The organism is Cohnella cholangitidis (genome assembly GCF_014107495.1).
In the GTDB taxonomy this organism is placed as follows: domain Bacteria; phylum Bacillota; class Bacilli; order Paenibacillales; family Paenibacillaceae; genus Cohnella; species Cohnella cholangitidis.
In genome coordinates, this window is sequence record NZ_CP041969.1 from 2997501 (window position 1) to 3015879 (window position 18379).

General features: G+C 50.9%; 16 protein-coding genes, 2 tRNA genes, 3 rRNA genes and 1 riboswitch. Of the genes, 19 read left to right on the forward strand and 2 right to left on the reverse strand.

The features are described from left to right. Positions 1–23: 23 nt before the first annotated feature. The 5 genes from rrf (FPL14_RS14160) to rrf (FPL14_RS14180) all read left to right on the forward strand — a co-directional run bounded on the left by rrf (FPL14_RS14160) (position 24) and on the right by rrf (FPL14_RS14180) (position 3697). Positions 24–140 (forward strand): 5S ribosomal RNA (rrf, locus tag FPL14_RS14160). A gap of 69 nt (positions 141–209) precedes the next feature. After that, positions 210–286 (forward strand) — tRNA-Ile (locus tag FPL14_RS14165). Positions 287–313: 27 nt separating this feature from the next. After that, positions 314–389 (forward strand) — tRNA-Ala (locus FPL14_RS14170). 164 nt (positions 390–553) lie between these two features. Further along, positions 554–3481: ribosomal RNA gene (locus FPL14_RS14175) — 23S ribosomal RNA — on the forward strand. Between the two features lie 99 nt (positions 3482–3580). Continuing rightward, positions 3581–3697: ribosomal RNA gene (rrf, locus tag FPL14_RS14180) — 5S ribosomal RNA — on the forward strand. A gap of 134 nt (positions 3698–3831) precedes the next feature. Here the strand turns inward: rrf (FPL14_RS14180) and FPL14_RS14185 are convergent. Beyond that, positions 3832–4359: a transposase gene (locus FPL14_RS14185; RefSeq protein ID WP_182303601.1), complete on the reverse strand. Its 528-nt coding sequence runs from the start codon at positions 4357–4359 to the stop codon at positions 3832–3834. 161 nt (positions 4360–4520) lie between these two features. Here FPL14_RS14185 and FPL14_RS14190 point away from each other — a divergent pair, with 161 nt between their 5' ends. The 11 genes from FPL14_RS14190 to rsmI all read left to right on the forward strand — a co-directional run bounded on the left by FPL14_RS14190 (position 4521) and on the right by rsmI (position 13534). Continuing rightward, the gene (locus FPL14_RS14190) at positions 4521–4706 is read left to right on the forward strand and encodes a sigma factor G inhibitor Gin (RefSeq protein WP_182303602.1); all 186 of its coding nucleotides are present in this window, start codon (positions 4521–4523) and stop codon (positions 4704–4706) included. Positions 4707–4815: 109 nt separating this feature from the next. Then, a complete protein-coding gene (locus FPL14_RS14195) occupies positions 4816–6309 on the forward strand; it encodes an aminotransferase class I/II-fold pyridoxal phosphate-dependent enzyme (protein ID WP_182303603.1) in 1494 nt (497 codons plus the stop codon). After that, positions 6302–7765: a glycan biosynthesis hexose transferase WsfD gene (gene wsfD / locus FPL14_RS14200; protein WP_182303604.1), complete on the forward strand. Its 1464-nt coding sequence runs from the start codon at positions 6302–6304 to the stop codon at positions 7763–7765. Before FPL14_RS14195 ends, wsfD begins: the two co-directional genes overlap by 8 nt. A gap of 25 nt (positions 7766–7790) precedes the next feature. After that, entirely contained in the window at positions 7791–8429 is a 639-nt protein-coding gene (gene tmk / locus FPL14_RS14205) for a dTMP kinase (RefSeq protein ID WP_182303605.1), read from the forward strand. A gap of 100 nt (positions 8430–8529) precedes the next feature. Then, complete coding sequence (locus FPL14_RS14210) at positions 8530–8859, forward strand: cyclic-di-AMP receptor (protein WP_115995932.1); 330 nt, start codon at positions 8530–8532, stop codon at positions 8857–8859. A gap of 22 nt (positions 8860–8881) precedes the next feature. Beyond that, complete coding sequence (locus FPL14_RS14215) at positions 8882–9325, forward strand: YaaR family protein (RefSeq protein ID WP_182303606.1); 444 nt, start codon at positions 8882–8884, stop codon at positions 9323–9325. A 22-nt stretch (positions 9326–9347) separates the two neighbouring features. After that, positions 9348–10325: a DNA polymerase III subunit delta' gene (gene holB, locus FPL14_RS14220; protein ID WP_182303607.1), complete on the forward strand. Its 978-nt coding sequence runs from the start codon at positions 9348–9350 to the stop codon at positions 10323–10325. A gap of 2 nt (positions 10326–10327) precedes the next feature. Next, positions 10328–11128, forward strand: a complete 801-nt coding sequence (locus FPL14_RS14225; protein WP_182303608.1) for a PSP1 domain-containing protein — start codon at positions 10328–10330, stop codon at positions 11126–11128. Between the two features lie 92 nt (positions 11129–11220). After that, positions 11221–11586: an initiation-control protein YabA gene (locus FPL14_RS14230; RefSeq protein ID WP_407644653.1), complete on the forward strand. Its 366-nt coding sequence runs from the start codon at positions 11221–11223 to the stop codon at positions 11584–11586. A gap of 167 nt (positions 11587–11753) precedes the next feature. After that, a complete protein-coding gene (locus FPL14_RS14235) occupies positions 11754–12593 on the forward strand; it encodes a tRNA1(Val) (adenine(37)-N6)-methyltransferase (RefSeq protein WP_182303610.1) in 840 nt (279 codons plus the stop codon). Then, positions 12590–13534, forward strand: a complete 945-nt coding sequence (gene rsmI / locus FPL14_RS14240) for a 16S rRNA (cytidine(1402)-2'-O)-methyltransferase (protein ID WP_182303611.1) — start codon at positions 12590–12592, stop codon at positions 13532–13534. The genes FPL14_RS14235 and rsmI overlap by 4 nt, the downstream gene beginning before the upstream one ends. Before the next feature lie 120 nt (positions 13535–13654). On the opposite strand, the gene FPL14_RS14245 is transcribed toward rsmI, so the two are convergent. Continuing rightward, complete coding sequence (locus FPL14_RS14245) at positions 13655–13909, reverse strand: AbrB/MazE/SpoVT family DNA-binding domain-containing protein (RefSeq protein WP_027086730.1); 255 nt, start codon at positions 13907–13909, stop codon at positions 13655–13657. Between the two features lie 331 nt (positions 13910–14240). Here FPL14_RS14245 and FPL14_RS14250 point away from each other — a divergent pair, with 331 nt between their 5' ends. The 3 genes from FPL14_RS14250 to FPL14_RS14260 all read left to right on the forward strand — a co-directional run bounded on the left by FPL14_RS14250 (position 14241) and on the right by FPL14_RS14260 (position 18217). After that, a complete protein-coding gene (locus FPL14_RS14250) occupies positions 14241–15533 on the forward strand; it encodes an HD domain-containing protein (RefSeq protein WP_182303612.1) in 1293 nt (430 codons plus the stop codon). 76 nt (positions 15534–15609) lie between these two features. Further along, positions 15610–16383, forward strand: a complete 774-nt coding sequence (locus FPL14_RS14255) for a TatD family hydrolase (RefSeq protein ID WP_182303613.1) — start codon at positions 15610–15612, stop codon at positions 16381–16383. Positions 16384–16560: 177 nt separating this feature from the next. Then, positions 16561–16783: riboswitch (cyclic di-AMP (ydaO/yuaA leader) on the forward strand. A 276-nt stretch (positions 16784–17059) separates the two neighbouring features. Beyond that, positions 17060–18217 carry a resuscitation-promoting factor gene (locus FPL14_RS14260; RefSeq protein WP_182303614.1) on the forward strand — a complete coding sequence of 386 codons (1158 nt, stop codon included), beginning with the start codon at positions 17060–17062 and terminating at the stop codon, positions 18215–18217. Positions 18218–18379: the final 162 nt, after the last annotated feature.

The following is an 18379-nucleotide window of genomic DNA, read 5'->3' on the forward strand; positions in this document are numbered from 1 at the left end:
AACTCTTTCACAAGAAATGCCGGTTTGGTGGCAACGGCGGAGGGGTTCCACGCGTACCCATCCCGAACACGACCGTTAAGCCCTCCAGCGCCAATGGTACTTGGACCGCAGGGTCCTGGGAGAGTAGGACGTCGCCAAGCCGGGCTTTTCTTATCCTTGTCTACAGGGTAGGAAAGGCGATAAGGCCCAGCAGCATCGGGCGCACATATTGGCCTTTAGCTCAGCTGGTTAGAGCGCACCCCTGATAAGGGTGAGGTCGGTGGTTCGAGTCCACTAAGGCCAACCATCTTGTTCTTAATTAAATACTACCCATGGGGACTTAGCTCAGCTGGGAGAGCACCTGCCTTGCACGCAGGGGGTCAGCGGTTCGATCCCGCTAGTCTCCACCATGAGACTTTCCGATGACTAACCATCATCGACAACTTGTACCTTGAAAACTGGATAGCGAAACAAAGCGCGAAAGAAGAAGAGTATCATCTCTGCCTTACTAGTGTCAAAAACGTCATTGACGACCGAACATTAGCCTTTGGCTAACGTTAACGGATCGCAATGTGGTTAAGCTAATAAGTGCGCACGGAGGATGCCTAGGCGCCAGGAGCCGATGAAGGACGCGACGAACAGCGATATGCTTCGGGGAGCTGTAAGTGAGCTTTGATCCGGAGATTTCCGAATGGGGAAACCCAGCTATCGTAATGGATAGTTACCCTCGAGTGAATACATAGCTCGTTGGAGGCACACCAGGGGAACTGAAACATCTAAGTACCCTGAGGAACAGAAAACAATAGTGATTCCGTCAGTAGCGGCGAGCGAAAGCGGAGAAGCCCAAACCAAGGAGCTTGCTCCTTGGGGTTGTGGGACGTCTCACATGGAGTAAAAAAAGAGAAGGTTAGGCGAAGAGGTCTGGAAAGGCCCGTCACAGAAGGTAACAACCCTGTAGCCGAAAGTCTTCTCTCTCCGAGACGGATCCCGAGTACCGCGGGACACGAGAAACCCCGTGGGAATCCGGCAGGACCATCTGCCAAGGCTAAATACTACCTGGCGACCGATAGTGAAGCAGTACCGTGAGGGAAAGGTGAAAAGCACCGCGGGAGCGGAGTGAAAAAGAACCTGAAACCGTGCGCTTACAAGAAGTCAGAGCCCGATCTAGGGGTGATGGCGTGCCTTTTGTAGAATGAACCGGCGAGTTACGTTCACGTGCAAGGTTAAGCTGATGAGGCGGAGCCGAAGGGAAACCGAGTCTGAATAGGGCGAATAAGTACGTGGTCGTAGACCCGAAACCGTGTGATCTACCCCTGTGCAGGGTGAAGGTGAGGTAACACTCACTGGAGGCCCGAACTCGTGAGCGTTGAAAAGCTCTGGGATGACGTGGGGGTAGGGGAGAAATTCCAATCGAACTCGGAGATAGCTGGTTCTCCCCGAAATAGCTTTAGGGCTAGCCTCGAGGTGAAGCATCATGGAGGTAGAGCACTGATTGGGTGCGGGGCCCGCCAAGGGTTACCAAGTCCAGTCAAACTCCGAATGCCATGTATGTATACTCGGGAGTCAGACGGCGAGTGCTAAGATCCGTCGTCAAGAGGGAAAGAGCCCAGATCATCAGCTAAGGTCCCCAAGTGTGTGTTAAGTGGGAAAGGATGTGGAGTTGCGAAGACAACCAGGATGTTGGCTTAGAAGCAGCCACCATTTAAAGAGTGCGTAATAGCTCACTGGTCGAGTGACTCTGCGCCGAAAATGTAACGGGGCTAAACACACCACCGAAGCTATGGCATGTACCTTAGGGTACTTGGGTAGGGGAGCGTTGAATGCGGGTTGAAGTCAGACCGGAAGGACTGGTGGACTGCATTCAAGTGAGAATGCCGGTATGAGTAACGAAAAGACAGGTGAGAATCCTGTCCGCCGAAAGCCTAAGGGTTCCTGGGGTAGGTTCGTCCGCCCAGGGTAAGTCGGGACCTAAGGCGAGGCCGAAAGGCGTAGTCGATGGACAACAGGTTGAAATTCCTGTACCACCGTAATCCGTTATGAGCGATGGGGGGACGCAGGAGGGGAACGACGCGAGCTGATGGATATGCTCGTCCAAGCAGTGAGAGGTGTGTGTAGGCAAATCCGCACACTGTAACCTCAAGCTGTGATGGGGAGGGAAAATCATAGTACCGAAGGTCATGTACCCACGCTGCCAAGAAAAGCCTCTAGCCAGGAGAAGGTGCCCGTACCGTAAACCGACACAGGTGGGCGAGATGAGAATTCTAAGGCGCGCGGAAGAACTCTCGTTAAGGAACTCGGCAAAATGACCCCGTAACTTCGGGAGAAGGGGTGCCCCGGTAGTGTGAATAGCACGAGGGGGCCGCAGTGAAGAGGCCCAAGCGACTGTTTAGCAAAAACACAGGTCTGTGCGAAGCCGCAAGGCGAAGTATACGGGCTGACGCCTGCCCGGTGCTGGAAGGTTAAGAGGAGTGGTTAGGGGCAACCCGAAGCTATGAATTGAAGCCCCAGTAAACGGCGGCCGTAACTATAACGGTCCTAAGGTAGCGAAATTCCTTGTCAGGTAAATTCTGACCCGCACGAATGGCGTAACGACTTGGGCGCTGTCTCAACGAGAGATCCGGTGAAATTTTAGTACCTGTGAAGATGCAGGTTACCCGCGACGTGACGGAAAGACCCCATGGAGCTTTACTGTAGCTTGATATTGAACTTTGGTACGGTCTGTACAGGATAGGTGGGAGCCTATGAAGCAGGAGCGCAAGCTTCTGTGGAGGCGCCGTTGGGATACCACCCTGATCGTATCGGAGTTCTAACTCACTACCCTTACCGGGTAGGAGGACCGTGTCAGGCGGACAGTTTGACTGGGGCGGTCGCCTCCTAAAAAGTAACGGAGGCGCTCTAAGGTTCCCTCAGCGCGGTTGGAAATCGCGCGCAGAGTGCAAAGGCATAAGGGAGCTTGACTGCGAGACCTACAAGTCGAGCAGGGACGAAAGTCGGACTTAGTGATCCGGTGGTACCGAATGGAAGGGCCATCGCTCAACGGATAAAAGCTACCCTGGGGATAACAGGCTTATCTCCCCCAAGAGTCCACATCGACGGGGAGGTTTGGCACCTCGATGTCGGCTCATCGCATCCTGGGGCTGAAGTAGGTCCCAAGGGTTGGGCTGTTCGCCCATTAAAGCGGTACGCGAGCTGGGTTCAGAACGTCGTGAGACAGTTCGGTCCCTATCTGTCGCGGGCGTAGGAAATTTGAGAGGGGCTGTCCTTAGTACGAGAGGACCGGGATGGACGCACCGCTGGTGTACCAGTTGTTCCGCCAGGAGCACCGCTGGGTAGCCAAGTGCGGAAGGGATAAGCGCTGAAAGCATCTAAGCGCGAAGCCTGCCTCAAGATGAGATTTCCCAATTCGTAAGACCCCTGGAAGAACACCAGGTTGATAGGCTCGGGGTGGAAGCGCGGCAACGTGTGGAGCTGACGAGTACTAATCGGTCGAGGGCTTATCCTAAACGAATGACATAGTAAGGCAATGATACACTCACCTTCTTCCTACATGCTTTGTTTCGCATCCAGTTTTCAAGGTGTAAGCCTTGAGTTTAAGATCCGGTCTGGTAACAATGGCGGAGGGGTTCCACGCGTACCCATCCCGAACACGACCGTTAAGCCCTCCAGCGCCAATGGTACTTGGACCGCAGGGTCCTGGGAGAGTAGGACGTTGCCAGGCCGGAGAATGAAGAAAGCACCCTAACAGGTGCTTTTTCTCGTTTCATATGGAAATTGCATTACTCATTGTTACTTGAAAATAGCGTTATTCCTCAAGCAGGAACCTGCTCATCGAATAACGCTATGACATCCAAGTTACTGGTGGTAATAAGAAACTTCTTTCGATTCCAATCGAACGACTCCGTCTCCGCGTTCGCGACGCAACGATAAAAGCAGTTTGAGACGCGGCGTCAGCAACCAGAGGTGCCAATAGACCATCGCGATAACAAGCGAGGAATGCGCCCACGGATAGAAGAGTCCCGCAACGCAGCATCCGACGAGAAACAGGTGGAAGTGCAGTCGGCGGAACAACGAAAGCTGGGTATCCATGATGGGCAGCGGGCCAATCCAAGGCCAATCCTTTCTGAAGGTCCATCTTTTCTCGGACAGCTTGTCTACGCGGCGAATGGTTATCCGCAACACTAGGGCATGAACGATGAGCATGAGAATCGCCCCGACGGCCGAATAGACCAAACCGGGCCAATCGTAAATAAAATAAAGCGCGGTTAACACGAGCAGCGCGGTAGACATGTAACTATACTTGCTTTCGGGACGTAGTCCTATTTTACGAATGAGCTTATAATTATAAAAGGTTGCATCGCGCATCGTTGATGGTTCTCCCAACCTTACCGATCCTCCTTGAACAAAAAACGTATTCTGTTCATTACTATCGGATGATAATGATCTTATTGTTATGTTTAGTATAGATTTCTTACTATGAATGCGTATATTTTCATAGAATACGGACATAATAGATGCAACAATAGGGAAGGGCAGGGAGGTTCATGGAAGAGAACGAACGAAAAACCTGCATCGTTTGCGGCGAGTCCAAAGAGGAAGGCATCACTGTTGTTACGGAATTCATCTGTACGTCATGCGAAACAGAGATGGTAAATACGAACGCGGATGACGAGAAATATCCCTTTTTCGTCAAACAGTTGAAACAGCTTACGGTGAGGTTTCACGCTTAATTGAACAAATATGTCTTTTAGGACTAAAGAGGATCAGCGACTCGATCGTTGTTCCTTTTTTTGTATTTGTCTATAATGAGGGGATATGGGTACAAGGGGAGGAATTCGGTTGTTGCAAGGAAAAGACAGGGCGCCGCTGTACGAAGCGTTAGTTGCTCACGACCAGCTGCGGGCGCATGCGTTTCATGTGCCGGGTCACAAACAACGCGCGGAATGGGGAGATACGTTGTCCGCTTCCTATTACAGCGCGCTCTTAGCCCTAGACGTAACAGAGCTGTCGGATACGGATGACTTGCACCATCCGGAAGGACCTATAGTGGAAGCCCAAAAGCTAGCGGCTGAATGTTACGGAGCGGAAGAAACGAGGTTCCTTGTCGGAGGGAGCACGGCGGGTAATCTTGCGATGATCATTGGCGTTTGCCATCCGGGAGATTTAGTGCTCGTACAAAGGAACGTACATAAATCGATTATTCATGGTTTAATGCTCGCAGGAGCTAAAGCGTTATTGTTGCCCCCTGATATTGACGAAACTTCCGGATTGGCGACCGTTCCGGGCAAGCGGCTATTGCAAGCAGCGCTTGAACAGCACCGCGATGCAAAAGCCGTCATCTTATCCGCGCCTAATTATTATGGGATGAGTCCTGATCTGAAGCCCCTTGTCGACGTAGTTCATCAATATGGCGTTCCCGTTCTTATTGACGAAGCGCATGGGGCGCATTTCGGATTTCACCCAAGCTTTCCGGATTCGGCATTGCGGGCCGGAGCGGATCTCGTCGTTCAATCGACGCATAAGATGCTTTCTTCGATGACGATGGGAGCAATGCTTCATATGCAAGGAGAGCGTATCCAAAGAGCGGCGATAAGACATACTTTAACGATGGTACAGAGCTCCAGCCCGTCTTTTCCGATCATGGCGTCATTGGATTTAGCCCGCAGACAGCTTCAAATGCAAGGTGAACAAGCTTTTCTTGCGGCAATGGAAGCCGTATCGCTTGCGGTTGACGGAATAGAGACAACGCCGTTTAGAGCGCTGGGCTATGGAGAATATGCGAACGAGCGCATCAAGTACGATCCGTTAAAGCTCGTTCTATTCGATGAAACCGCAAGACTAAGCGGATTTGAGCTAAGAGACGAGTTGCTGAAGAGGAATTGCGTAGCGGAGATGGCGGATGCACGTTATGCCGTGATGGCATTCGGGACGGGATCCGCGATCGAAGACGGCATTAGCTTGAACAAAGCACTGTCGGATATTGCTGATCATTTGGCGAAAGCAGAGATGGCCGCTGAACCTCTTACGAAGATTACCCCAACCAAGATGGACGAAACATTGCCTAAGCCTGTTTTATTCGGACGAGAACTTGTTCCCTCGAAATCCGCGGCAATCGATCATTGCGTCGGATTAACCGCAGCAGAATGGGTTATTCCTTATCCGCCGGGCATCCCCGTACTCTATCCCGGTGAAACGATAACGGAAGAAATCATCAAACAATTGAAGCTGTGGAAACACGAAGGGGCGCAAATTCAAGGCGTGCGCGATCCTGAACTGAATTGGATTCAAGTTCGGGCGGATGCCGATGATAGAGCAGAGGTGAAAGATGATTAAAACGAATTCCAATCGCGAGATTCGAAAAATCGTCGCGTGGGTAATGGGAATCACGACGAGCGTTCTAATTATCGGACTCCTCATGGTCCCCCCCGTGATCGGATTAGCGGATAGCGGTGATTTTGGCCGAGTGTTAGGGGTAACGGGGTTATCCGTGCTGAACCCGCAACAGACGTACGAACAGTTGTATTTTAATTATGCGCATCAGCAATACGGTTATGGCGGTTATACATTGGGCGGCTACGTCTCGACTCATGTTATTCTAGTCGCGATCGCGGGATTGATCGGGAGAGTGGTGAATGGCGAAGTTTTCGACATCCGCATACTCGGTCTGACCTATTCGGTCTTTTTCGTAGGGGCTGTTGCTTTGCTCGTGAGGAATGCGCCGGAAGCCGCGAACAGAAGAAATACCTTGATTGTGTCGGTCGTATTATCGCTGAGCTTGCTGTTCGTTTTTGCCGATATCGGATACCTAGCTTATTTTCAGTCGTTCTTCGGAGAACCGTATGCTCTTATCGCCACTTTGCTAATGGTCGCGTCAGCGATCGCCTTAGCATCTTCTCCAAAACCTACGGGAAAGCTTCTGGCCTTATTCATAGTAGCTGCGTTAGCGGTCGCCACTTCGAAAATTCAAAACGCGCCGTTGGGACTTGTTTTTGCGCTGCTTGCTTGGAGAATGATCGGTCTACGGTCGGATTCGATGTGGCGTAAACAAGTATGGACGGGTGTTGCCGTGCTCGTATTGGGGTCTGCGGTAATGATCCTCGTCGCGCCGGACAGACTGAAGAACACGAACTTATATCAGTCCATCTTCTTCGGAGTGCTGAAGGATTCGCCTAACGTGGCAAGGGATATGGAGGAACTCGGCATCCCCGAGAAATACGCGGTGCTGGCGGGAACGAATTATTTTCAGAAGGATACGGCCATCCCGCAGAAAGACCCCGTCTTGCGGCAAGAGGTGTTGGAGAAACTGAGCCATAAGGATATTGCCATGTATTATTTGCGCCATCCGTCGAGGCTCATGCAGAAACTGGATAGGGCCGCGGAGAACGCCATGTATATTCGGCCTTATTACCTGGGCAATTACGATCAATCCGCGGGCAAAGCTCCAAAGGAGATCACTTATTCGTTCAGCGCATGGAGCCAGTGGAAGGATCATCAAATGCCTCGCAGCGCGGGATGGTACATCGGCCTGATCTCCGCGTATTACGCAGCGTTAGGCATCGTATGGTGGCGCAACCGATCAAGAAAACTTCGGCTAGCGCTTGAAACGTTGGCGGTCGTGGCTTTGGCGGGCGTTTTTTCATGTATCGTGCCGTTAATCGGCGACGGCGAAGCGGATTTGGGCAAGCATTTGTTTATGTTTAATGTCTGCTTTGATATGATGGTAATAAGCGTGCTTGTAGGCGCGGTCTATGGGCTCATTAGGCTCGTTGAACGGAGAAATCGGATATAGGGGATAGTTGAAAGGGGAAAGTCGGGTGTCGGGCGGACTGTTCATTACGATAGAAGGCGGAGAGGGAGCAGGGAAGACGACGCTCATCTCCAGATTGTCCGAAAAAATCTATACGGAAACGAAACGGAAAACGCATAGTACCCGGGAACCGGGCGGCGTTCCGATCGCGGAGTCGGTCCGCAAGGTGATATTAGATACGAAGAACACGAAGATGGAAGCCAGGACCGAAGCTCTGTTGTACGCTGCGGCCCGACGCCAACATCTCGTTGAAATCGTAATGCCGGCATTGAACAACGATAAAATCATTATCTGCGACCGTTTCGTCGACAGCAGCCTTGCTTATCAAGGCTATGCGAGAGGACTCGGGATCGACAAAGTATGGGAGATTAACCGGTTTGCCACGGAAGATTGCATGCCGCACCTGACGTTGTATCTCGATCTTGATCCCGAGTTAGGCCTATCTCGCATCGAAGCGAATGCTCATCGCGAGGTGAACCGGCTCGATCTGGAGAACTTGTCTTTTCATAAGAAGGTACGGGAAGGGTATCTGGAAGTGTTGAAAAGGTTCCCTGACAGGATCCGAAAGCTGGATGCTTCGGGCAATCCGAATGAAATCGTCGATCAGGCATGGGTGCACGTAAGAAAGTTGCTTAGCGTACAATAACCCAAAAAAGAGGATTTCCGCGCACGCATGTCCAATTTATATAATAAAGTATAAATGTAGCTACAGACCCCTATTCAAGAACTTAGAGGAGGCCTGAACGATGAAATTACTGATAGCCGTCATTCAAGATAAGGATAGCAACCGGTTATCCAACGCTCTGATCAAGGAAGGATTCCGGGCGACCAAGCTGGCCAGTACCGGCGGATTCCTGCGCGCGGGCAATACGACTTTCCTGATCGGGATCGAGGACGACCGGATTCAAAGCGCGTTGGATGTCATTCGGGCGAATTGCAAAGTACGGGATCAGCTTGTCACGCCGGTATCGCCGGTAAGCGGAGCCGCGGATTCCTATATCCCGTTCCCGGTCGAAGTACAAGTGGGCGGAGCGGCCGTATTCGTGCTTCCGGTTGAGAGGTTTGAACATTTCTAATGTAGCCGGGCGGTGATTAAGGATGAAAATCCAGACAGGCTTCTATCCCGTTAACAAAACGGTACAGCGCGGTGAGATGACGGCAAGGCCGACGCAGGCTCAGAACTTCGGCGATATGATGCAGCAACAAGAAGAGCAGCGCACGCACGAGGAGCTTCAGCGGAAGCTGGAAGACATTCGCATGCAAGGCGAGCGCTTAACCCGATCGATGACCGTCCGGGAGCTCGTACTGTACCGACAAATGGTAAAGGCATTCCTGGAAGACACGGTTCGCCGCGGAATTGCGTTGAAGGAAACGAAAGGCTGGGACCGCAGAGGTCGCGGCAAACGATATAAGTTGTTGGAAGAAGTCGACGCGATGCTCGTTGCGATGGGTGAAGAGCTGCTGCAAAGCGAAGAAGGCAGAATCGATCTTCTTCATAAGGTCGGCGAAATCCGCGGGATTCTGATTAACATCGTATTCTAAGCATGACGTAAGGAGTACCATCATGGGGTTTCAACACATATCGGGACAAGAAAGGGCGAAGGCTCTTCTGCAGAACGCGCTGGCTTCCAGTAGAATCGCGCACGCATATTTGTTCGCTGGACCGGCCGGATCGGGCCGCAGGGAGATGGCGAACGTATTCGCTCAAGCCCTGTTCTGCGTACAAGGCGGAAATGATCCTTGCGGAGAATGCCTGGAATGCCGCAAAGTACTGCACGGCAATCATCCCGATCTTCATGTCATTAGCCCGGATGGGGCGACGGTGAAGATCGAGCAGATCCGGACGTTGCAGCGGGAGTTGTCTTATCGCAGCGTTGGAGCGGGATACAAGGTTTATATTATCGAAGGCGCGGAGACGATGACCGTTCAGGCCGGCAATAGCTTGCTTAAGTTTCTGGAGGAACCTCCTTCTCCCGTCGTTGCGATCTTGTTAACGCCTAGTGCCCAAGCGGTATTGCCGACGATATTATCGCGTACGCAGCTGGTATCCTTCGTGCCCGGCGACCGGGAAGCGTTGGAAAAGGCTCTTGTGCAAGAAGGCAAATCTCCGCTTCTGGCACGCGCTGCGGTGAATCTTGCATCCGGGTTGAATGCCAGCAGAAAATTGCTAGAAGAGAATTGGTTTGCAGATATCCGAAACGTAGTGATACAATTAGGCAAGGAGAATCCGGCCCGGTTCACTGCGAGCCTGCTGCAAGCGCAGACGCAGGTTTTTAAAACGGATCTCTCGGAACATGTTGAAACTTTGCTACAGTTGTTAGCTTTGTGGTATAGAGATATGATTTACGCAATGACCGACCGTCAGAACCAGATGGTGTTTCCGGACCAGGTGGAATGGATCTCTAAGACGGCCTGGAGCCGATCTATCCAATCTTGGGTTACGGTGATGGAATCCGCATTGACGGCGGCAAGAAGAATAAAGGCTCACGTAGCGCCTCAATTGGCGCTGGAGCAATTTCTGGTGAACGTGCGGGAGGGGTAGATTTGTACGATGTGGTGGGAGTCCGCTTCAAGAAAGCGGGCAAAATCTATTATTTCGATCCCGCCGAGCATCCGGTGTCCAAAGATCAGCATGTCATCGTGGAGACGGCACGTGGAGTCGAGTACGGTAAAGTCGTCGTCGGCCCGAAGACGGTAGGAGAAGCGGATGTCGTTCTTCCCTTGAAGAAAGTCATTCGAGTAGCGGGCGATCCCGATGCGAAGGCGGTCGAGGAAAACCGCAGTGCAGCTAAGAACGCGTTTACCGTTGGACTGCAGAAAATCAAGGATCACGCGCTTAAGATGAAGCTCGTGGACGTGGAATACACGTTTGACCGGAATAAGATCATCTTCTATTTTACGGCCGAAGGGCGCGTCGACTTCCGGGAACTGGTCAAAGATTTGGCCGGCGTATTCCGGACCCGCATTGAATTGCGGCAGATCGGCGTGCGCGATGAAGCTAAGATGCTCGGTGGTATTGGACCTTGCGGGCGCGTGCTCTGTTGTTCTTCATGGCTAGGCGATTTCGAACCGGTCTCCATCAAGATGGCGAAGGATCAGAACTTATCGCTTAATCCAACGAAGATATCGGGCTTGTGCGGCCGCTTAATGTGTTGCTTGAAATACGAGCACGACAATTATGAAAGCGCCAAGGAAGAATTGCCTGCGGTAGGACGGACGGTAATCACCTCCATGGGCGAAGGTAAAGTCGTCGGAATTAATCTTGGTAGTCGTAGCGTGCACGTTCAGTTGTTCGACCTAGGTAAAGTGAAAGAGTTGCCATTTGACGATGTCGTCTTGAAATAACAGCCGCGTGCGTGATGACTGAACGTGATGAAGCATCATTGCAACAGTCGTTCTGCATCGACATAATCGTGCCTTGAGGTGGATCGTTGTTCATGAAAGACATTTTCCTTCGCGTGGAAGAACTCGAATCGCATTTAGGAAACGTACATGCCGACTTCGGGAATCTCAAGCTGAAGATTAAAGAGCTGCTGGAGGAAAACCAACGGCTTAGAATCGAAAATCAGCAGTTAAGAAAAGTACTCAAGCGGGAAACAGAACCCGTCGCCGTGACCCAAGAAGTGGCGGAAGAACCGGCTGCCGTCAAGGGAGACAAACCGCCAGCGGTTATGGGCGTCGGCGAAGGCTATGATAACCTAGCCCGTCTGTATCATGAAGGCTTTCATATTTGCAATGTGTACTACGGCCATTTGCGAATGGAAGGCGATTGCTTGTTCTGTTTATCTTTTTTAAGTAAATAACCTTACGAATAGAGCAACGTACCGAGAGGTACGTTGTTTTTTTCATTTTCAGTCCGTTATAACAGACCATCCTATCGAGGTCCAAAACGCGAAACATTGCGATAGGCCAAGGAATCAAGTAAGCTAAGGGGCGTGAGCCATTTTTTTTGCTGGAAGGTGCCTGTGGAATGGAATCGAATCCGATGAGAGAGATCGAACCGTCTTTGCAAGCCGGGGAACGGCTTGACGATCTTCTTACCCATAACTTGAAAATTATCCAAAGCCCGGAAGTATTCAGTTTCTCGCTGGACGCCGTGTTACTGGCAAGGTTTGCCGGAGTGCCTCCGAGAGGACGCATTCTCGATCTATGCACGGGTAACGGCGTGATCCCGATGTTGCTCGCGACGCGAACCGACGCCAAGATCGACGGAGTGGAAATTCAGCCGCGGTTGGCCGATATGGCGCGAAGAAGCGTAGCTCTTAACGGGTTATCCGATAAAATAAGTATCGTGGAAGGCGACTTGCGCGAATGGAAACCGGACGGAGAGCTATACGATGCCGTTACGGTCAATCCGCCATACCTTCCGCTTCAAAGCGGCGATTATAAAGAGAATATTCACCAAGCGATGGCGCGCCACGAGATCGGCTGCAAGCTGGAAGACGTAATCGCGGCATGCGCCAAGTCGGTTCGAATCGGGGGACGCGTCGCTATGGTGCATCGCCCAAGCCGAATGGTCGACATTATTGACCTAATGCGTCGATATCGGCTTGAGCCGAAACGGATTCGTTTCGTTCATCCCCGTAAGGAAGCGGAAGCGAACATGATCTTAATAGAAGCAACGCGAGATGGCCGACCGGAAGCGCGTCTCCTGCCGCCGCTGATCGTATATGAAGAGGATGGGGAGTATACCCCTGAATTGCTCGCCGTATTTTACGGACAAGCTGCGGAGTTACCGGATTTCAAAAGACAGAACGGAAGAACGCCATTGTCCAGATCTAAGAATGATGGGGAGGGGGTAGGGGAATGAGCGATGACAACAAAGAAAAGGGGATCAGCTCCGAGAAAGCAATCGTTCAACGCAGCTTCGCCGGGCGCGAGATTCCCGGAACGTTATATTTGGTCGCGACTCCGATCGGTAACCTGGAGGATATGACGTTTCGGGCCATCCGTACGCTGAAGGAAGTACGGCTTATCGCGGCGGAAGATACCAGGCAGACCCGTAAGCTGCTGACGCATTACGAAATCCAGAACAGGCTGGTCAGTTATCATGAACATAATCGCGAGGCAAGCGGCCCGGAGCTCATCCGCCTGTTGCAGGAAGGACAGAGCATCGCATTGGTAAGCGATGCCGGCATTCCCGCAATATCCGATCCCGGCGCCGATCTCGTACGGGACGCGGTAGCGGAAGGCATCCCGGTCGTACCGATTCCCGGAGCGAATGCCGCGTTATCGGGTCTCATCATATCCGGACTCCCTACGGATCGTTTTCTGTTCGTCGGATTTCCGCCGCGAGACCGCAAGGGCCTAAACAAGATCCTCGACGGCTTGTCGGGAGAGACCGGAACATTGCTGTTTTATGAATCCCCGCACAGATTGAAAAAAACGTTGGCCGTGATCGGGGAACGGTGGAGCGGGCGCAGAATGGCTATCGTGAGGGAGTTAACGAAGCGGCACGAGGAAGTGGTCCGCGGAACGGTGGCTGCTTGCTTGGAGCATGTCGAGCAGGTTCCTCCGCTTGGAGAGTGCTGCCTTATAATAGAAGGAACAAAATCGGACGAAGAGGGAAGAGCCGGTTCGCGAGAAGCCAACCAAGGACAATGGTGGGAATCGTTAACTCTGGCAGAGCATGTCGCGCATTACGAGTCCCAGCAGCTTAAACGCAAGGAAGCTATGAAATCGGCGGCTGCGGATCGCGGATTATCGAGGCGTGACGTCTATCAGGCGTTGCTGGAAGCAAGCGACGAATAAGAGGATGACCGCAGGCAAAAAAAAGCCTCCCGAGAGCGAGCTCGGGAGGGGTGCAAGGAGTATTAAAAAGGTTGGAATTAACAATTATTAGAATACAGTTTTTATTATAAACTATTTTCTCTAATTTGTCACAGGTGAAGGTAAATCCTTCAAACATTCTCTGCAAACAATTTTTCCTTTGAAGTAGGTCACGTTCTCCGCATTGCCGCAGAAGATGCAAGCAGGTTCGTATTTCTTAAGCATGATGCGCTCTCCGTCTACGTAGATCTCAAGGGCGTCTTTCTCTCCGATGCCTAGCGTACGGCGCAATTCGATCGGAATAACCACCCGGCCCAATTCATCAACTTTCCGCACGATACCTGTAGATTTCATCATTTGGTAATACCCCTCTCATAAGGTTAAAATAAAAACAAACGGACTTACAAGGATAATCCTGTCCGTGTTCGCCAACATTCGACAAAGTTCTCTATTTTCCGTTTTCTATCGTACCAACCATTCCCAAAAAAGTCAACCTGTATTGCTAGGTTTGAAGTCCTGATATTCCTGAGAATTTCCTGAGAATCCTATTAAATAAGGCAATTTCAAGAACAATGAGTGCGCTTGCAAAACAACGACAAATAGGAAGACGATATTCGACAACATTCGACAAAATACGATATATATTTAGGGGTTATGTCGAAAACTGACAAATTATGAGGTGATGATTATGCTCACGAAGTTGCTAGAGGAGAAGGTTTTTAAGGATCCCGTCCATCATTCCATCTACGTTCAGGATCTAACAATCTGGAAGCTCATTAACACGCCGGAATTTCAGCGACTTAGAAGAATACGCCAACTAGGCACCTCCTATCTCACTTTTCATGGAGCAGAGCATAGCCGTTTTTCCCATTCCTTGGGTGTATATGAAATTACAAGGAAAATTATCTCTCAATTTGAGCGTAATGGATACTCGGACTGGCCGCAAGAGGAAAAATTGGTCAGTCTGTGCGCTTCTTTGTTGCATGATGTCGGACATGGTCCTTTTTCGCATGCGATAGAACAAATTTTCGATACGGACCATGAGCAATGGACCTGCGAGATCATTCTCGGGGATACCGGAATCAATCGGGTTCTGCGCGAAGTCGATCCGCAATTCCCTGCCCAGGTAGCTTCGGTCATTCGCAAGAAATACGAGAAACCGATCGTCGTCAGCCTGGTTTCGAGCCAGCTTGATGCGGATCGGATGGATTATTTGCTTCGGGATGCCTATTTTACGGGAGTTAACTACGGCACCTTCGATCTGGACCGTATTCTACGCGTGTTGCGTCCTTATCAAGGGAAGATCGTGGTGAAAGAGAGCGGAATGCATGCGGTTGAAGATTACCTCATGTCCCGTTACCAAATGTATTGGCAAATTTATTTCCACCCGGTTACCCGAAGCTCGGATATCGTATTACGGCAAATTTTCCGCAGGGCAAGCGAGCTATACCGGACAGGTTACGAATTCGCTTTTATGTTGCCTCCGATCAGTGCGCTTCTTGAAGGTACGATTTCTCTCGAGCAGTACATAAAGCTGGATGAAGCAATGGCGCAGACTACCTTCGGACAATGGTCGGAGGAGCGGGACGGGCTGCTGTCGGATTTGTGTCGACGGTTCCTGAACAGGCAGCTCTATAAATACGCTCCATTAAGCTCTGAGGATAACGCTTGGTTGGATGAAGTCCGACAAGAATGGCTGCAAATCGGACTTCATCCGGAGTATCATATGGAAGTCGATACGACGATGGACTCGCCGTACGATGTGTATAAACCGGGGGTATTGCCGGATGCTAAGGAGAAGCCTCCCATTCTGCTGCTGGACGAACAAGAGCGATTGACGGAGATTTCCGTTAAATCGGATATTATTCAGTCTATAGCCGGTTTGCATCGCGGGAAATACTACATTTATTATCCGGAAGACATGGTGCTTCCTCACGCTCATCGGCTCAGTGCCGAGACCCGCAAAAAGCTATCTATATAATAGAAGAATGTTAAAGCGAACTTCGTGATTAAAAGATGATTTTTGAACTACATTTAAGAAGGGGACATGATCCGACATGCTTATCGACACCCATGCGCACCTGGATTCTCCTAAGTTCGACAACGACCGCGAAGAGGTCATATCTCGCGCGCTTGAGGCGGGAATCGACACGATCGTGAATATCGGCTTTAACCGGGAGACGATTCCGACAACGATGGCGCTGGCCGAAAAATATCCCTTTATCTACGCTGCCGTCGGCTGGCATCCGACCGATGCGATAGATATGAGATTGGAAGAGGATCTGGCTTGGATCGAACGGTTATGCAACCATCCTAAAGTCGTTGCTATCGGAGAGATCGGCCTGGATTACTATTGGGATACTTCCCCGAAGGATATTCAACATACCGTATTTCGCGAGCAGATCCGTTTGGCTAGACGTCTGAACAAGCCGATCGTAATTCATAATCGCGATGCTCATGAGGATATTGTTAAAATTCTGAAAGAAGAGAAGGCGGAAGAAGTCGGCGGCATTATGCACTGCTTCTCCGGAAGTCCCGAAACGGCCAAAAAATGCTTGGATATGAACTTCTATATCAGTTTCGGAGGCCCGGTTACGTTCAAGAACGCAAGGGTACCGAAAGAGGTCATGGCACAGGTTCCGTTGGATCGAATTTTGCTCGAAACCGATGCTCCGTATTTAGCTCCGCACCCCCATCGAGGGCAACGGAACGAGTCGGCTTATGTTCGTCTAGTCGCCGAGACGGCAGCGGAAATAAAAGGAATTTCACTTGAAGAATTGTCAGATATTACAAGCAAAAATGGGCGTCGCTGTTTGAGCTTAACGAGATAAACGGATAATAAGGGAGTAAAACGCCTTCGTTTGAAGAAAAAACTGGCTTTTGATCGGAATAATCCTTAAGTAATGGTTAATTTCCGTGAAAATGAGGAAATTCGTCCGATGCATCATCTTTACACCTTTGGCGAGTAGAGGTTATTATCATCAACAGAAGTTCGAATATGACATTCCTTTTCCAGTGCGCTTAATCTCCCGAGTGGGAGAGTGGGGGACCCAACGCAGTGACGTTTATGCATGACGAACGTGCCACGCGGTCCGAGCAATCTTGGGGTGAATTTTGCAAGCGTTAGGGACGAGGCTCTATCTGAGTAACTCGACCTGACAGGAGCAAATAGGGCAACTCTCTTTCGCCCGAATCCGACAGCTAACCCCGCAAGCGTGATAGAGAGAGGTCAACCTCGTGCCGCGATTAATTCCTTACATTCTACTACATGCGGAAGCCACGAACAGGTCCTCTGTCTCGATGGCTTTTTGTGTTGAAAAAAAGAGCTGTGAGAGCTTGTACACCTTGCGAAAGGGTACACGAACTGGACAAGGCGGCGTTTGAAAATGACAGCCGAAATACAGATACGGGCTGGCAATAAAGCGTCGTTAACCATTTTGGATTAGTCGCGTCTGACAAGTATCATGCATCACAGTCGACGGCGGGGCTATGAAGGAGGAGCGAGATATGGGCATTATTCCTACTGAGGAAACCCATGTTCCACGACCGACCGGCAAGCTTTTCGCACTGCGATGGAAGCATGAGCATTTGCGCGCAGCTCTACTAGGCGCAATTCTCGTTTTTGCCATCACCATCATGTTCGTGTCGTTGTTGCAAAAAGCAGCCACAAAGAACATCACGATTATCGATAACGGAGTCGCTTCCGTTCTCGAAACCCAATCTTCGAACGTACTCGGTTTTCTCGAAGAACAGGGCATTCACGTAGGGCCGCACGATCGTCTTTCGCTACAGCCTACCGATTCTCTTGAAGAGGGCAGCCAGCTCGTCATTGATCGGGCGGTAGGAGTAACGGTTAAGGCGGACGGCCAAAAGGAAGTTACGTATACGACCGAAGATACGGTTGGGGGAGTCATAAGTTCGTTAGACATCAAACTGTCCGAGCATGACCGGATTACTCCGGCAATCGACAGTCCCTTGAAAGAGGGAATGACAGTAGCGGTCGTCAGGGTGCGTAAAGAAGTCACAGAGACCAAGTACCCGATCGCCTATAAGGTCGTGAAGCAAGACAACGATAAGCTGGAAACCGGCAAGCAAAAAGTCGTCACCGCGGGCAAGGAAGGTCTGGTCGTATTCAAAACCGAGCGTGTGTACGAGGATGGCAAGCTAGTCAGCCAGGAAATGATCGAGAAAACCGTTGCTCGGCCTGCCGTACAGCAAGTCGTGGCGATCGGCACGAAGAAGAAGGCCGAAGTGGCTATACTCACGTATAGCGGACCGCCATCTGCCGCCGAAGCGAAAGTCGTGAAACTGAACGGACAATCCGTTAAAGTTAAACGAATGCTCAACAATGTGACGCTGACCGCTTATTCCGCGGGATTTGCTTCTACGGGTAAATCCAAGGGAGATTCCGGTTACGGGATAACGGCATCGGGTACTACCGTTCAAGAAGGACGTACGATTGCGGTTGATCCCAAAGTGATCCCGATCGGCTGGTGGGTCTATATCGACGGCATCGGATTCAGAAGAGCCGAAGATACGGGCAGCGCGGTCAAAGGCAAGAAAATCGACGTTTATTACGATAGCGAATCGCATGCCAATAAGTTCGGGTTGAAACGCGGTTACACGGTATACGTAATCGGACCGAAAAAGCCGTCGTTGGATTAATCGAAACAGTTGCATCGCGTTTGAATAGAGTTTGGAATCGGGAAGAGGCTTACGGGCTTCTTCCCGTTCGTTGTTTTAAATCCGGAAGGGATAATAAGAGCGATGTACTTGCTGTCTTCCGTAAACTCGTATACGCTTGTAGGAATGGCTGCGTAAAGGCGG

What these genes read in the sequence shown, in the direction of transcription:
- FPL14_RS14245 (WP_027086730.1), bottom strand. Translation starts at nt 13,909, where the DNA reads ATGATGAAATCTACAGGTATCGTGCGGAAAGTTGATGAATTGGGCCGG.
- wsfD (WP_182303604.1), top strand. Translation starts at nt 6,302, where the DNA reads ATGATTAAAACGAATTCCAATCGCGAGATTCGAAAAATCGTCGCGTGG.
- FPL14_RS14210 (WP_115995932.1), top strand. Translation starts at nt 8,530, where the DNA reads ATGAAATTACTGATAGCCGTCATTCAAGATAAGGATAGCAACCGGTTA.
- FPL14_RS14260 (WP_182303614.1), top strand. Translation starts at nt 17,060, where the DNA reads ATGGGCATTATTCCTACTGAGGAAACCCATGTTCCACGACCGACCGGC.
- rsmI (WP_182303611.1), top strand. Translation starts at nt 12,590, where the DNA reads ATGAGCGATGACAACAAAGAAAAGGGGATCAGCTCCGAGAAAGCAATC.
- holB (WP_182303607.1), top strand. Translation starts at nt 9,348, where the DNA reads ATGGGGTTTCAACACATATCGGGACAAGAAAGGGCGAAGGCTCTTCTG.
- FPL14_RS14230 (WP_407644653.1), top strand. Translation starts at nt 11,221, where the DNA reads ATGAAAGACATTTTCCTTCGCGTGGAAGAACTCGAATCGCATTTAGGA.
- FPL14_RS14215 (WP_182303606.1), top strand. Translation starts at nt 8,882, where the DNA reads ATGAAAATCCAGACAGGCTTCTATCCCGTTAACAAAACGGTACAGCGC.
- FPL14_RS14250 (WP_182303612.1), top strand. Translation starts at nt 14,241, where the DNA reads ATGCTCACGAAGTTGCTAGAGGAGAAGGTTTTTAAGGATCCCGTCCAT.
- FPL14_RS14235 (WP_182303610.1), top strand. Translation starts at nt 11,754, where the DNA reads ATGGAATCGAATCCGATGAGAGAGATCGAACCGTCTTTGCAAGCCGGG.
- FPL14_RS14255 (WP_182303613.1), top strand. Translation starts at nt 15,610, where the DNA reads ATGCTTATCGACACCCATGCGCACCTGGATTCTCCTAAGTTCGACAAC.
- FPL14_RS14190 (WP_182303602.1), top strand. Translation starts at nt 4,521, where the DNA reads ATGGAAGAGAACGAACGAAAAACCTGCATCGTTTGCGGCGAGTCCAAA.